Annotated in this window: 11 protein-coding genes; 4 read left to right on the top strand and 7 right to left on the bottom strand. The window is 58.9% G+C overall.

Annotated elements, in window-relative coordinates; translation table 11 throughout:
• Positions 1-857: 857 nt before the first annotated feature.
• Positions 858-1,802 carry an aldo/keto reductase gene (locus tag KJF94_RS13925; RefSeq protein WP_214384293.1) on the top strand — a complete coding sequence of 315 codons (945 nt, stop codon included), beginning with the start codon at positions 858-860 and terminating at the stop codon, positions 1,800-1,802.
• Positions 1,803-1,813: 11 nt separating this feature from the next.
• Here KJF94_RS13925 and KJF94_RS13920 read toward each other — a convergent pair whose 3' ends face one another.
• The 3 genes from KJF94_RS13920 to yghX form a co-directional block, all read right to left on the bottom strand.
• Positions 1,814-2,617 carry a 2OG-Fe(II) oxygenase gene (locus KJF94_RS13920; RefSeq protein ID WP_214384291.1) on the bottom strand — a complete coding sequence of 268 codons (804 nt, stop codon included), beginning with the start codon at positions 2,615-2,617 and terminating at the stop codon, positions 1,814-1,816.
• 59 nt (positions 2,618-2,676) lie between these two features.
• Positions 2,677-3,504, bottom strand: coding sequence for a glycosyltransferase (locus tag KJF94_RS13915; protein ID WP_214384289.1), 828 nt, complete (start codon positions 3,502-3,504; stop codon positions 2,677-2,679).
• A gap of 66 nt (positions 3,505-3,570) precedes the next feature.
• Positions 3,571-4,458, bottom strand: coding sequence for a YghX family hydrolase (gene yghX / locus KJF94_RS13910; protein WP_214384287.1), 888 nt, complete (start codon positions 4,456-4,458; stop codon positions 3,571-3,573).
• Between the two features lie 186 nt (positions 4,459-4,644).
• Here yghX and KJF94_RS13905 point away from each other — a divergent pair, with 186 nt between their 5' ends.
• The 3 genes from KJF94_RS13905 to KJF94_RS13895 all read left to right on the top strand — a co-directional run bounded on the left by KJF94_RS13905 (position 4,645) and on the right by KJF94_RS13895 (position 9,043).
• On the top strand, positions 4,645-7,203 hold the full coding sequence (locus tag KJF94_RS13905) for an S-type pyocin domain-containing protein (RefSeq protein WP_214384285.1): 2,559 nt from the start codon (positions 4,645-4,647) through the stop codon (positions 7,201-7,203).
• Positions 7,193-7,468, top strand: coding sequence for a bacteriocin immunity protein (locus KJF94_RS13900; RefSeq protein ID WP_214384283.1), 276 nt, complete (start codon positions 7,193-7,195; stop codon positions 7,466-7,468). The genes KJF94_RS13905 and KJF94_RS13900 overlap by 11 nt, the downstream gene beginning before the upstream one ends.
• 90 nt (positions 7,469-7,558) lie before the next feature.
• Complete coding sequence (locus tag KJF94_RS13895) at positions 7,559-9,043, top strand: bacteriocin immunity protein (RefSeq protein WP_214384282.1); 1,485 nt, start codon at positions 7,559-7,561, stop codon at positions 9,041-9,043.
• Positions 9,044-9,085: 42 nt separating this feature from the next.
• On the opposite strand, the gene KJF94_RS13890 is transcribed toward KJF94_RS13895, so the two are convergent.
• From KJF94_RS13890 to glcD, 4 genes are read right to left on the bottom strand one after another with little or no spacing between them, the layout of a single operon-like run.
• Entirely contained in the window at positions 9,086-9,487 is a 402-nt protein-coding gene (locus tag KJF94_RS13890; RefSeq protein WP_214384280.1) for a heme-binding protein, read from the bottom strand.
• A complete protein-coding gene (gene glcF, locus KJF94_RS13885; RefSeq protein ID WP_214384278.1) occupies positions 9,484-10,725 on the bottom strand; it encodes a glycolate oxidase subunit GlcF in 1,242 nt (413 codons plus the stop codon). Before glcF ends, KJF94_RS13890 begins: the two co-directional genes overlap by 4 nt.
• A 3-nt stretch (positions 10,726-10,728) precedes the next feature.
• On the bottom strand, positions 10,729-11,793 hold the full coding sequence (gene glcE / locus KJF94_RS13880; RefSeq protein ID WP_214384276.1) for a glycolate oxidase subunit GlcE: 1,065 nt from the start codon (positions 11,791-11,793) through the stop codon (positions 10,729-10,731).
• Positions 11,793-13,292 (bottom strand): glycolate oxidase subunit GlcD, encoded by a 1,500-nt coding sequence (glcD, locus tag KJF94_RS13875; RefSeq protein WP_214384274.1) that lies wholly within the window; start codon positions 13,290-13,292, stop codon positions 11,793-11,795. The genes glcE and glcD overlap by 1 nt, the downstream gene beginning before the upstream one ends.
• Between the last annotated feature and the right edge of the window lie 249 nt (positions 13,293-13,541).

Genomic DNA, 13,541 nt, shown 5'->3' with positions numbered 1-13,541 from the left:
TGCGGTAACGGCGACTTATGGTTTCGCCCTTACGGCGAGTCCCTTTTCCAAACGCCGAAAAGGAACCAAAAGGCTTTGCCCCTGACGTACGGCCCTTCGCTTAAGCTCAGGGTTCCCTCGCTCCGGTCCTGCTCCGTGGGCCCGCCGCCATCGGCCATCCATGGCCGGGGGCGGCTAACCCGGCATCCATGCCGGGTTGCCCACTGCGCAGAACCTGCGCTCGGCCTTCCGACGGGGCAGATCAAGATCAAAAGCCAAAGCGAGGCGGCCTGATAGCCGACCTGATTCCGTCAGGTCATCGGTGGTGAACACCCATGTCATGCCCGCCACAATCCCTGTGGGAGCTGGCTTGCCAGCGATGGACGCCCAGACACCGCATTCATTCAGACAGCACGCATCATCGTTAACGACCATCGCTGGCAAGCCAGCTCCCACAGGGGAATGCGAAACGCTTGAAGAGCCAGGCCGGCCGGTAAGCCGCCTCGCGGTGCTGTGGCGGCGGGCCCACGGAGCAGGACCGGAAGGAGGGCATGGCGAGCCACAGCGAGGCACCGAACGAAAGGGGCAAAAGCGCTTGGTTACTTGGCGCCTCTCCAAGTAACCCGCCGTAAGGGCGGAACCAATAGCTGCCTTCACCGAAGTAACGGATATTCACCCAACCGATCGTTGCTGCATACCAGCCCTTACAACCTTGTTGTATTCCAAGCCGGGACGAATTGTCGCCGACAGCTATTCTGTTGTAGCCAGCAGGAGCCTGGTGGCGCCGGTGATCGTGCCGTTTACCGGACTGTAAGGCGGGTCATGAGTGTGGCTGACCGCGCAACAGGCAGACAGTAAAGAAGTGAAAGGACGAAACCATGAGCCACACTGATGGATACACGCGTCGACAAATACTCACGCTGGCTGCCGGTGCCACGGCGGTGCTCACTTTCGATCCGGCCTTTGCAGCCACCGCGCCGTCGAAGGAAACAGGAGGCAAGAACATGCTGACCCGCGCCATACCTTCCAGCAACGAGCCACTGCCCATTGTCGGCGTGGGCACCTATCGCGGTTTTGATGTCGCGCCTGCCGATCCGGCCTACAAGAACCTGCCCTCCGTCCTCAGCGCGCTGTTCGAAAAGGGCGGGACGGTGATCGACAGCTCGCCCATGTATGGCCGCGCCGAGCAGACCACCGGCGAACTATTGTCGATCCACAAGCCGCGCTCACCGGCGTTTCTGGCGACCAAGGTGTGGACCCGTGGCCGCGAAGAAGGCATCGCGCAGATGGAGCAGTCGTTCAAACTGCTGCAGACCGACCGGATCGACCTGATGCAGATTCACAACCTGCTGGACTGGAAAACCCATTTGCCAACGTTGCGCAAATGGAAGGAAGAAGGGCGCATTCGCTACATCGGCATCACCCATTACACCGCGTCGGCGTATGACGAAGTGGAAGCGGTGCTGAAAGCCGAGCCACTGGATTTTTTGCAGATCAACTATGCGCTGGACGATCGCGGTGTCGAGAAACGCATCCTGCCGCTGTGTCGCGAACGCGGTGTCGCGGTGATCTGTAATCGGCCGTTTGGCGGCGGTGACTTGCTCGCTCGCTTGAAGGGCAAGCCGCTACCGGGCTGGGCCGCGCAAGTGGGCGTCACCAGTTGGCCACAACTGGCGCTCAAGTTTTTGCTGACGCATTCGGCGGTGACCTGCGTCATCCCCGGCACCGGCAACCCGCGCTACATGACGGAGAATGCCGGTGCGGGGTTCGGTCCGATGCTCACGGGGGCGCAGCGCGAGCAGTTGATTGATGTGGTGGGGTAGAACAGCGGTTGTCAGTTCTTTTTCCTGATGAGTTTGTTGAGGTAGTACTTGAGGCTCAAACGATCCTTGGGCCTTGGCTTGTAGTGCGTCTTGTTTCTTTGCGTGGGGTCGGCCACCACGGTGGCCGCGGTGTAATAGTAAAGCGCGATGGACCGGCGCGTAACGTGGTCCGGCGTCGTTAAAGGCTCCGGGTGGCCGTGGTTGCTGTCTTTGTCCGTGTTGAAAATGACGCAGCGGTTGTAAACAGGCAGGACTTTTTTAAGGCAGGTTTTCATCTCGACATCCCATAGTTCCAGGTTGCCGCCATACGCCTCCTGCCAATCCTTGTTCAAGTAAATAATGGCATTCAGTCTGCGCTCGATATTCAGCTTTTTGTTGAGCCTGAAATCCGAATGTACCCCCAGAAAACCGCCTTTTTTCGTTTCATGCAGGCCGCCGCCAGTAAAGTAGGGGTCGGGTATCAAGCCGTCGATGCCTGTGAGTTTTTCAAGAAACTGCAACATGGGTGCCGAGTTGAAGGCGTTGAAAATCGTCTTCAAATAGGGATCACATTCGTTGGGGCTGATTTGCCGTTTGTGCTGCCCCTTGTAGCCGCGTTCGTAGAGCATTTCGTTGGTAGTCGGCTCGACGGGAAAGTGCGAGCAGATACTGGCAATCAAATCTTGAGGCAAGAAGTCGTCGATGACGATATGTGGAAAGGGGGTGGCCTGAGTGTAGGAACTGGCCAGTGACTGACCCAACGAGCTGGCGGCGTGCTGGTCGAAATCAAGCTCCGGGGTAACGGCGATGGGCAGCGTCTGCGTAATAGGTGTCATTACCACTCCAATAAACTATTCATAACGACCGGGGATACCTCTAGGCAGCGTTGCGCCCATTACTTGTTGTGTGATGATGAAACGTTGCCGGCGCCGTTGTTCAAGCGTTCAAGAATGTCGTTGTACATTTTCGTACGTCTATGTGTCGTTGCGTAACCGCCAGCGGCGGCGACGGTGCCGGCCTGGATATGGTCGAGGTATTTGAATATTTTACGCGCCGACAGCAGTTCAACAACATAGCCCAACTCGTTCATTCGATCCTGAAGGGTATAACCGGGTACGCGATCATCCATCAGGAAATGCATGCCATGCTTCTTCATCAGCCTGCAGTTCCATAGGGTACAGAAGCTTTTCAAATAAACTTCCCTGTAGGGCTTTGGCTCTCTTGAACGTAATCCAAGGGACAGTTTCAGGCGTCTGACATGGTGTTTTACCAGTCGTGAGCTAAAGCGCCAGAGAGTTCTCGTTGTGCCGCGGTTGAGCTGCTCTACACAACCGACGGCGACGACCTTCGAGTCTTTAATGCATTTGTTCAACATCATCGAAAATACATTTTTGTCGAAAATAAACGTATCCGTGTGCAGTAGAAATAAATAGTCGGTTTCAACTCGTTCCAGCGCCATGTCGAGTGCTTTGCCATGCGCTATATGACCGTGCTCTGGTCCGGGAGTGGTTCGCTCGATCAGGTTGATCCAGTCTTGTGTGCGCAGATACTCGGTGCTTTCATCGGCGGAATAGTTATCTACCACCCAGACCGGGATGTTGCTGCCGCCCAGGTGCTGACGCAACAAGTCCAGGCAAATTCTGGTGATTTCGATGGTTTTGTAATTGACCAGAACAATGCTGAAGGGTGGAGTCTCTGTCGAAAAAAAATCAGTGTCGCTCATGGGAATCGATTCTTTGTAAAGGTTTGGGAGCAGCTATAAAAACTAATGACACTCATCGGTCTCACGCTAAACCAGATAACGCCGAAACCACCCCAGCGTCCTGTCCCAGGCCAGTGTCGCCGCGGCGTCATCGTATCGAGGCGTGGAGTCGTTATGGAAACCGTGGTTGGCGCCGGGGTAGATATAGGCTTCATAAGTCTTGCCTGCCGCTTTTAAAGCTTGCTCGTAAGCGGGCCATCCTTCGTTGATACGCGTGTCCAGTTCACCGTAATGAAGCATCAACGGTGCCTTGATTCGAGGGACATCCTTGGCGTCTGCCTGTCGGCCATAAAAGGACACGGCGGCGCCCAGCTCCGGATAGGCCACCGCCGCGGCATTGACCACGCCACCGCCGTAGCAGAAGCCGGTGATGCCGACTTTTCCGCTGCTCGCGTCGTGTTTCATCAGCCACTCGATGGCGGCGAAAAAATCATTCATGAGCTTTTCAGGGTCAACGGTCGCTTGCAGCTCCCGACCTTTGTCATCGTTGCCGGGATAGCCGCCCACCGAGGTCAGTCCATCGGGCGCGAGCGCGATGAAACCGGCCTTGGCCAACCGCCGTGCGACATCCTCGATGTACGGGTTGAGCCCGCGATTTTCATGCACGACCACCACGGCCGCCACCTTGCCGGTGGCTTTGGCAGGGCGCACCAGATAACCGCGAACCGGCCCGTTGCCTTTTGGGGAGGGGTAGGTGATGTATTCGGCGATGATGTCCGGGTCGGTGAACTCCACCTGCTCGGCCAGCGCGTAGTTGGGACTCAGCGCGGCAAGCAAGGCACTGGCCGTCAAACCACCCAGGGTGAACAACGCCGCGCGGTCCAGGAATTCGCGCCGGTTGATCTTGCCGTGGGCGTAGTAGTCGTAGAGTTCGAGCAGTTCCGGGGCGAAGTCTTTCGCAGTGAGACGGGTCATCGGGGCGCTTCCTCTTGGACATTGACGAATCCCTGTCAGTTAAGCGCATGAACAGGGTTTCTGTAGGCTCGCGACTCAGCGGTTCAGAAAGCGTCAATCTCCGAAATAACCCCCCGCGATACATATGTACCGCACCTCGCCATTTCTCTATCGACAAGCTGTGCCCTACAGACAAGGAGAGACTGTATGGCACAACGATTCAACGATGGGACGTCAGGAGACGTTGTCATCAGGTCCGGGCCGCCTGCTTCGGGCGGCGGTGGTGGCTGGGGCGGTGGTGGAGGTTCTGGAGGCAACCGTGTAGGAGCCTCCGGCGTAACCAGTGGTCCCAGCAAAAACACGAAAGAGGCCCGAAAGCGAGCCAAGGAAGAGCTCCAGCGGGCTCAGGCGGAGCAGGCTGCGCAGGCACTGGCCGCCGCTGCGCAAGCCCGGGAGCAGGCACGCATCTATGCGCGCAATCAATTACTCGCACAATTCACCCAGCTTCAAAACGTAACCAGAGCTGAAATTGACCGAAGTTTTGCCGCCAGAGCCGAGCAATCCGCTTCGTCACTCGAAAACGAAATATCGGCAGCAAAACGGCACCATGCTGGCGACTTGAGTGAGCGCTGGCAGCTCTATCTCATCACCAAAGACAAGAACGAAATCGATGGGTTGATCGCCCGAAAAACTGCGGAGCTCAACGACAAAAATGCACTTGCCCGGTCATTCGACGGGCACGATCCACTCGCGCGTACCGCCGACGACTATCAGGCCCGACTCGGGCAGTTCGGCGATGCGCTGACGGGTGGCCATCAACTCTGGGAGAGCGCTTACAACGCGGCTCATGAAGCCCGACTGCTGCCAGCGCAAATCGACGCGCTTAACGAAAAATCCAACGTGCTGGCCAATCACCATGCCGAGCAGACCATCGTCTGGCGTGAGCGGGAGGCACTTTGGGAACGTCATCGACAACACGCCGAGCAGCGAGACGCGCGCATTCGGTTCAAGCAACAGGTTGATGAGGACGCTCGCCTCGAACGGGTCAGGCAGGCCAACACCTTTCAATTACCTGCCACATCGTCAGCGCTATCTGCCGGGGTATTGCCCAGTCACGGCGGTGAATGGGTTGATACCGACAAACTGGTAATAGCCGTTTCCCGTGCAGTCACCGCATTGGGTTCCGTCGCCGCGACGCTCACGGTAGGGCAAACCGCAATCTTCATGGCGGGGATCGCCTATCCCAGCGAACTGGGCAACGGCGAGTTGACACCTGAACAACGACTTCGATTGTCCGATGCCGTCGCCGTTCCGGCTCAAGCCCTGGAACTTCATGACCCTCAAGAGATGCGGGCCGCTGCTGACGCAGGCGGTTCGGTGGAGGTGGAATACCGGCTTAAACCCGTAGTGACACCGGAAGGAACCGCGATCGTTGTCGCCGCGACGGGGGGCGATATCGACTCTCGCGTCCCGGTCGTGAATGCCGTGCTCGACCCGCAGACAGGCATCTATACCGCCGAAATCCCCGGGTCACCCACCCGGCATGTGCAGTTCACCCCTGACGCCACGGCGGACATTGCCAGTCAGGCTCGGCTGACCGTCACGGAGCCGCAGATTCAGGACATCCCGACGGGTGTTGATTGGCGCATCCAGGATTGCATTGTCTGCGTGCCTGGTCTGCCACCGACTTACCTGTCTTTCAACGTTCCGGCCATGGGCACTGGCGTTGTAACCGGAGCCGGTCAACCGCCGACGACTGATTGGTGGAAAGGCGCCAGTCAAACAGCCGGCGCAGCGATCCCGAGTCAGATTGGTGATCAGGTCCGGGGCAGGGAATTCAAGTCGTTCGGGGCGTTCGATGAGGCGTTGTGGCGAACGCTCGGTGAACACTCTGCCCTGACTCAGCCACTCGATGAGGTGAACAAAAAACGAGTCGAACAAGGCTTCGCCCCGTACGCGCCGAAAAGCACTTGGGTGGGTGAAAACCGCGAGTTCGAACTGCGATATCAGGAGCGGCCGGAGTTCTGGGCCGATCCATTCAACCTCGACAAAATCAGCATCAAAACGCCGCAAAGTGCTGAAGGGTGGTTGGGAATCGTACCGGCGGTTGTGCCTTGGCCGATTCCGCCGGTTGGCACCTGGACACCGTTGGTGCCGCCGGGCAATGAGCATCTGGGTTCGACGACATCGCCAATCCCGTTCATTCCACCCGTGGTTTATCCCGGCAACCCGGCCATCCCGGTCCTTCCGCAAAACGAGACATTTCCGGCGGTTGATGAAGGGGAGATTGGTGCGAGTATTCCCGGGTTTCCGGGGGATATGGAACTGCCTTCGTCGGATGTGCTGTTCCGAGACCGACGTGATGACCCCGGCATTGCTACAGGTTGGGGATCCGACGTCTCGGAGGTTTGGCTTGGAGACGATGCGAGGGGAGATGGGGCACCGGTGCCATGGGAAATCGCAGAACAGTTACGGTGGAAGGAGTTTGCTAATTTTCATCAATTCAGGAGAGCGTTCTGGAAGGCGGTAGAAATGGATGCGGAACTACGAAAACAGTTCAATTCCCATAACCTAAGCCGAATGCGCGAGGGGCTGGCTCCATATCCTAAACTTAGCGACCAAAGTGGCGGACGCAAAACTTTCGAACTCCATCATGACCTCGAAGTTGCGATGGGAGGCGATGTCTACGGGATTGATAACATTTCAGTCATGACGCCACGGCGCCATATACAGCTACACAAGGAACGAAAAAATCATGATCTTTAAAGAGCGATTAGAGGACTACACCGAAGCGGAGTTTTTGGCTTTCCTGCAAGGATTTAGCATCTTTCCCGAGGGGCTTCACGGTAAAGCCTTGGAGGCTCACCTGGATCGTCTTCTTGAACATTTTTTGGTCGTTACGGAGCACCCGGATGGTTCCGACGTCATCTTCTACCCAAAGGAAGGCCAGGAAGACAGTCCCGAAGGCATCCTGAAAGAAGTAAAGGAATGGCGTGCAGCCAATAACAAACCAGGATTCAAACAGGAATAGCCAAGACCTGCCGTATTAGATTCGCACCTGCTCATAAGAGTGAGCAGGTGCACCGTCTTCGTCGTGCGAAAGAACAAGGAAGAACCCAAGATGGAACTTAAAAACACACTCAAGGATTACACCGCGCCAGAATTCCAGATGCTGGTCAACAAAATCTGGGCCGTTGACCTACCGAAACCGGACCATGACCGACTGATCAAGCATTTCGACCGGATCGTGGGTCATCCCCGAGGGGCCGATTTGCTGTTCTACCCCACGGACAAGTCGAACACCAACAGTCCGGAAGCCGTTGTCCACCACGTCAGGACATGGCATCACCAACAAGGAATGCCCGCATTCAAAGGCGAGGCCATTCCTGTTGCCAAACCACCCGTTGCGCCGCTAACCCCTTTGGCCAGGAGCCAGGCCGAGGTCGAAAAAATCGCGGCGGATGTGGCTGTCTCAGGACAGGTTGTTGAAGAGGCTTTCGGTCATTTCGAGCTACAGATCAGAAACCTTCAAAGTCAAAAGAACACCCGTCTGGACATTCCCAATCAGGAAACCGGCATGCGCACCCTGGAAGATGCTCAGCATGAAGCACTGATGGCCGTCAGAAAGTATGAGTTCTGGAATATGAGAGTGGCGTTTGTCCAAAGCGGCGCTCAGCGAAGCCTGACTTATGCGCAATCCGAGCAAGTGCAATGGCAGAGCCTTGTGCAGCAGATCAACGCCACCCATGATCGCTACACCTCACAGCTGGCAAGCGTTTCCCAACGACATCGCACTCTGCATGATGAAGCGGAAGCATTGTTGATAGCGGCGCATCAACGCTTGATTGATTCGCGCAGTACTACCCAAACGGTGCACAGGATCAGCGCTTCTCTCTATTCTGCCGATAAACATCCCGATCTTTTACTGACTGGCGGTTCGCCGGCGCTGCAGCCATCTCAGCAGACGGATCTGCTTAAAGCGATACGCTCGGCTGTTGCCGAGTTTTCCTGGCAGAACAGCTCAAGCGAACCGGACACAGGGAACCAGCGTGCCGCCGTATTGAACTTCGCCTTTTCCAGTCGGGCAGACACTCAGCTTTTCGGTGTCAGCGTGCCGTTGTCCGAACTTCTGCCCATCGAAGGGCAGGATTGGCAACACTGGGCGGCGAACCAGGCCGAGGTCGATGTACCTTTTCGCATGAGCACTGCGGCAGTCCCCGACAAACCCGGCAAAATGTTCCAGGGTTTGCGCGAGATCAAAACGTTGTTGCAGGTTTACGTCACGGCTTGCGGAGGCTGTCGTTCGATCTCTGGTGTCAGGGTCAGAGCGGTAAAGCAGGATCGGCACTGGAACAGTTTCAGTTTTTCTCCTGAGGGATCTTCTGCCGTCGCTGTCCACTGGACTGCGCCGATTTCCCTTGAAACCGGTCCGGATGCAACACCCACCCAACAGCGTCGTGTGGGGTTTGTTCAGTCCGCGCGAGTGCCGGCATTTGAGACCAATGCAGAGCAGGCGCATGACCGGTTTGACGACTACATCCTGGTATTCCCGGTCGAGTCAGGGCTTGACCCGCTTTACATCGTTTTCAACCGACCTGCGCAGTAGACTTTTACCGGACACTAATGACGCGGAGCGGGGGAAGGATCATCAATGCAGGCATTGCGCGCCGACCCTCGCCACCTGCGCATCGTGCTCGGCTTTTACGCCGGACACCCCGACCGCACCGACCACCTGATCATCAACGATGATCGGCACGCCGCCTTCCAGTGACGTTAGCAACGGTGCGGACAAAAACGCGTAGCGCCCACCGTTCACCATCTCTTCATAACCTTTGGATTCACGCCGCCCGAGCGCCGAGGTGCGGGCCTTTTCGGTAGCGATGTAGGCGCTGATGGGCGCGCAACCGTCGAGGCGTTCGAGGGCGAGCGGATGGCCGCCGTCGTCGACAACCACGATGGTCACCGCCCATTGGTTGTTCTGCGCCTCGGTGCGTGCGGCCGCGAGGATCTGGCTGACTTCCGCCTGGCTGAGGATGGCTTTGCTCTTCATGGAGTTTCTCCGGGGATGGTTGAGGGCAGCGCGGCTTCGACCAGTTCGATCCAGTGCCGGACCGGGGTTCGGCCGGCACCGTCGAGGTGCGACTGACAGCCGATATTGGCCGTGACAATGACGTCGGGATGTCCGCTTTCCAGCGCGTTCAGTTTGTTGTCGCGCAGTTGCCGGGACAGTTCGGGTTGGGTGATCGAATAGGTGCCTGCCGAACCGCAACACAAGTGGCTGTCGGGTACGGCCGTGAGGTTGAAACCAAGGCGAATCAGCATTGCTTCCACCGCGCCGCCGAGTTTTTGCGCGTGTTGCAAGGTGCAGGGGCAATGGAAGGCCAGGCGCTGGTCGCTGTGGACGCCGAGTGTTTCCAGCGGTTCGTCGCTCAGCACTTCCACCAGGTCCCTGGCCAGCGCACTGACCCTTTTCGCCTTCTCGGCATAGGCCGGATCGCGTTCCAGCAGATGGCCATAGTCCTTGATGAAGGCGCCGCAGCCACTGGCGGTTTGCACGATGGCCTCGGCGCCGTTCTCGATGCTCGGCCACCAGGCATCGATGTTGCGCCGGGCGCGGTCGAGGCCGGCGGCCTGCGCGTCCAGGTGATAATCCACGGCACCGCAGCAGCCCGCCCCACTGGACGAGGTGACACTGATGCCCAGGCGATCCAGCACCCGCGCAGCCGCCGCATTGGTGTTCGGCGACAGGCTCGGTTGCACGCAACCTTCGAGCATCAGCACCTGGCGCGCGTGGCGCGTGACGGGACGAGGCCTGGAGGGAAAAACGTGGCGAGGCAACTTGGCCTGCAAGGTGTTGGGCAGCAGCGCCCGAAACACCTGACCGCTGCTGACCAGCGCCTTGAACAGTCCCGGGTTGGGCACGACGCTGCGCAATCCTTCACGCAACAGGCGTTGGTCGATGGAACGCGGCACCGCGGCATCGACCACTGCGCGGCCGATGTCGAGCAAGTTGTGATAATCGACCCCGGAGGGGCAGGTGGTTTCGCAATTGCGGCAGGACAGGCAACGGTCCAGATGCTGCTGGGTTTTCTGCGTGACTTCGTTGCCTTCCAGCACCTGTTTGATCAGGTAGATTCGGCCCCGTGGCCCATCGAGTTCATCGCCAAGCAATTGATAAGTCGGGCACGTGGCGTTGCAGAATCCGCAGTGCACACAGGTGCGCAAGATGCTTTCGGCTTCTTCGGCGCGGGGCAGGTGCCGGGCGGTTTCGCTCAGGGTGGTCTGCATGATTCAAAGCTCCGCGTACAGGCGTGCGGGGTTGAAGATGCCCCGTGGGTCGAGTTGTTGCTTCAGGCTGCGGTGATAGCGCATCAACGCGGCAGGCAACGGCTGGAACGGGCTGTCGATCAGGCCATGGCTATAGCAGGTGACGTGGCCGCCCACCTCTTCGACGACCTTGCGAATGAACGGCGCTTCAGCGTCAGACTTGAGCCAGCGCTGGGCACCGCCCCAGTCGATCAATTGCCGGCCGGGCAGGGACAGCCGAGGGGTGTTGTGCGGCACGGACAAGCGCCAAAGCGGTTGATCCTCGTCGAAGAAGCTCAGCCGCTGTTCGTTGAGATCCGTCCAGTAAGCACTGTCCAACAACTCGCCACCCAACCGGTCATGGGCGGCCGTCACCGAACCTTCGCCACCTTCCAACCGCAGGTGCAGGCGCGCTCCGTCGTGGCACGCGGCGCTGATCGGCAGCGGTTGCTGGCCCCATTCCGCGAGGCGCAGCAAGGCGCGTTCGCTGTCCATTTCCAGACTGATGCTCAAGCACTGCCGTGGTTTGGGCAGCACCTTGAGCGAGACTTCGGTGATCACGCCAACGGAGCCGAAGCTGCCAGCCATCAGGCGCGACAGGTCGTAGCCGGCGACGTTCTTCATCACTTCGCCGCCGAACCGCAGGTGCTTGCCATGCCCGGTGATGACCCGCGTGCCGAGGACGAAGTCGCGCACCGAGCCTGACCATGGCCGTCGTGGCCCGGACAGTCCGCAGGCGATCATCCCGCCGACCGTGGCGTCGTCACCGAAGGAGGGCGGTTCGCAGGGCAGCATCTGTTGCGCCTCATCCAGCACTTCGGTCAGTTCTGATAAGGGTGTGCCGCAGCGGGCGGTGATCACCAGTTCGGTCGGGTCATAACTGACGATGCCACGGTGCGTGCGCGTGTCGAGGACTTCACCCGCAACGATACGTCCCAGAAACGCCTTGCTGTTGGAGCCCTGAATGCGCAGCGGCGTGGCGTTTTCCAGTGCCTGGTTGACCTGCTCCAGCAGCACGGCGCTGTCATCGATATTCCGTTCGCTGCGCATCAGAAACGCTCCAGCTCAGGGAAGGGCAGCTGCCCCATGTGCACGTGCATGGCGCCAAACTCGGCACAGCGGTGCAAGGTCGGAATGTTCTTGCCCGGATTGAGCAAACCACTCGGATCGAACGCGGCTTTGACGGCATGGAACACGGTCAGCTCATCGCTGTTGAACTGCGCGCACATCTGATTGATTTTCTCGCGGCCCACACCGTGCTCCCCGGTAATGCTGCCGCCGACCTTCACGCACAATTCGAGGATCTTGCCGCCCAGGTTTTCGGCGCGGTCGAGCTCGCCCGGTTGATTGGCGTCGAACAGAATCAGCGGGTGCATGTTGCCGTCACCGGCGTGGAAAACGTTGGCGACGCGCAAGTCATACTCGGCCGACAGTGCCGCAATCGCACGCAGCACACCCGGCAACTCGCGGCGCGGGATCGTGCCGTCCATGCAGTAGTAATCGGGCGAAAGGCGACCCACTGCCGGGAAGGCATTCTTGCGCCCGGCCCAGAAACGCACGCGTTCCGCTTCATCCTTGGCCTGACGCACTTCGGTGGCGCCCGCGTTTTCCAGCACCTGGCGCACGCGGTCGCAGTCGTCATGGACATCGGCTTCGACCCCATCGAGTTCGCACAGCAGAATGGCTTCGGCGTCCACCGGATAACCGGCGTGGATAAAGTCTTCGGCGGCGCGAATCGCCAGGTTGTCCATCATTTCCAGTCCACCGGGAATGATGCCGGCGGCGATGATGTCACCGACTGCGCGACCGGCCTTTTCGACGGAATCGAACGCCGCCAGCAGCACCTTCGCGGTCTGCGGTTTGGGCAGCAGTTTGACCGTGACTTCGGTGATCACCCCGAGCATGCCTTCAGAACCGGTGAACAGCGCCAGCAGGTCGAAGCCGGGTGAGTCGAGGGCATCGGAGCCCAATGTCAGGTGTTCGCCGTCGACCGTCAGAATGTCGACCTTGAGCAGGTTGTGCACGGTCAGGCCGTATTTCAGGCAATGCACGCCGCCGGCGTTTTCAGCGACATTGCCGCCGATTGAACAGGCAATTTGCGAAGACGGGTCCGGCGCGTAGTAGAGGCCGAACGGCGCTGCGGCTTGGGAAATCGCCAGGTTGCGCACACCGGGCTGGACCCGTGCGGTGCGGGCGGCAGGGTCGATGTGCAAAATGTTGTTGAAACGTGCCATCACCAGGAGCACGCCTTTTTCCAGAGGCAACGCGCCGCCGGACAAACCGGTACCGGCGCCACGGGCGACCACCGGGACCTGTAACTCATGACACAGCCGGAGCACGCCTTGCACCTCGTCGAGGTGGCGTGGCAGCACCACCAGCAGGGGCGTGGTGCGATAAGCCGAGAGGCCGTCGCATTCGTACGGTTTCAGCTCTTCCTGCTGATGCAGCACTTCCAGCTTCGGCAAGCGGGTTTGCAGGGCCCGCAGTAAGGCGGCCTTGTCGACGTCCGGCAGCACACCATCAACGCGTTCATCGTAGAGAATGTTCATAGTGGTTTTACGATACTCCGTTCATGAAAGCCCGGGCAGCGGTCTCTGATGCTCTTTACCTTGGCTTGGTGTTCAAGCGTTTGGGTGTATATCCATTGTTTTGGTGATGGCTGCTGGCGGTTCCGCCCTTACGGCGGGTCACTTTGAAAAGCGCAAAGTAACCAAGCGCTTTTGCCCCTTTCGTTCGGTGCCTCGCTAATGCTCGGCATGCCCTCGCTCCGGTCCTGCTCCGTGGGCCCGCCGCCATCG

The organism is Pseudomonas hormoni, from assembly GCF_018502625.1.
Classification (GTDB): domain Bacteria; phylum Pseudomonadota; class Gammaproteobacteria; order Pseudomonadales; family Pseudomonadaceae; genus Aquipseudomonas; species Aquipseudomonas hormoni.
This window is presented reverse-complemented; position numbering and strand designations above follow the sequence as displayed.

Excerpts from the sequence above, each read along its gene's own strand:
- yghX (WP_214384287.1), bottom strand. The coding sequence starts at position 4,458 with ATGACCCGTCTCACTGCGAAAGACTTCGCCCCGGAACTGCTCGAACTC.
- glcF (WP_214384278.1), bottom strand. The coding sequence starts at position 10,725 with ATGCAGACCACCCTGAGCGAAACCGCCCGGCACCTGCCCCGCGCCGAA.
- KJF94_RS13905 (WP_214384285.1), top strand. The coding sequence starts at position 4,645 with ATGGCACAACGATTCAACGATGGGACGTCAGGAGACGTTGTCATCAGG.
- glcD (WP_214384274.1), bottom strand. The coding sequence starts at position 13,292 with ATGAACATTCTCTACGATGAACGCGTTGATGGTGTGCTGCCGGACGTC.
- KJF94_RS13920 (WP_214384291.1), bottom strand. The coding sequence starts at position 2,617 with ATGACACCTATTACGCAGACGCTGCCCATCGCCGTTACCCCGGAGCTT.
- KJF94_RS13925 (WP_214384293.1), top strand. The coding sequence starts at position 858 with ATGAGCCACACTGATGGATACACGCGTCGACAAATACTCACGCTGGCT.
- KJF94_RS13915 (WP_214384289.1), bottom strand. The coding sequence starts at position 3,504 with ATGAGCGACACTGATTTTTTTTCGACAGAGACTCCACCCTTCAGCATT.
- KJF94_RS13900 (WP_214384283.1), top strand. The coding sequence starts at position 7,193 with ATGATCTTTAAAGAGCGATTAGAGGACTACACCGAAGCGGAGTTTTTG.
- KJF94_RS13895 (WP_214384282.1), top strand. The coding sequence starts at position 7,559 with ATGGAACTTAAAAACACACTCAAGGATTACACCGCGCCAGAATTCCAG.
- glcE (WP_214384276.1), bottom strand. The coding sequence starts at position 11,793 with ATGCGCAGCGAACGGAATATCGATGACAGCGCCGTGCTGCTGGAGCAG.
- KJF94_RS13890 (WP_214384280.1), bottom strand. The coding sequence starts at position 9,487 with ATGAAGAGCAAAGCCATCCTCAGCCAGGCGGAAGTCAGCCAGATCCTC.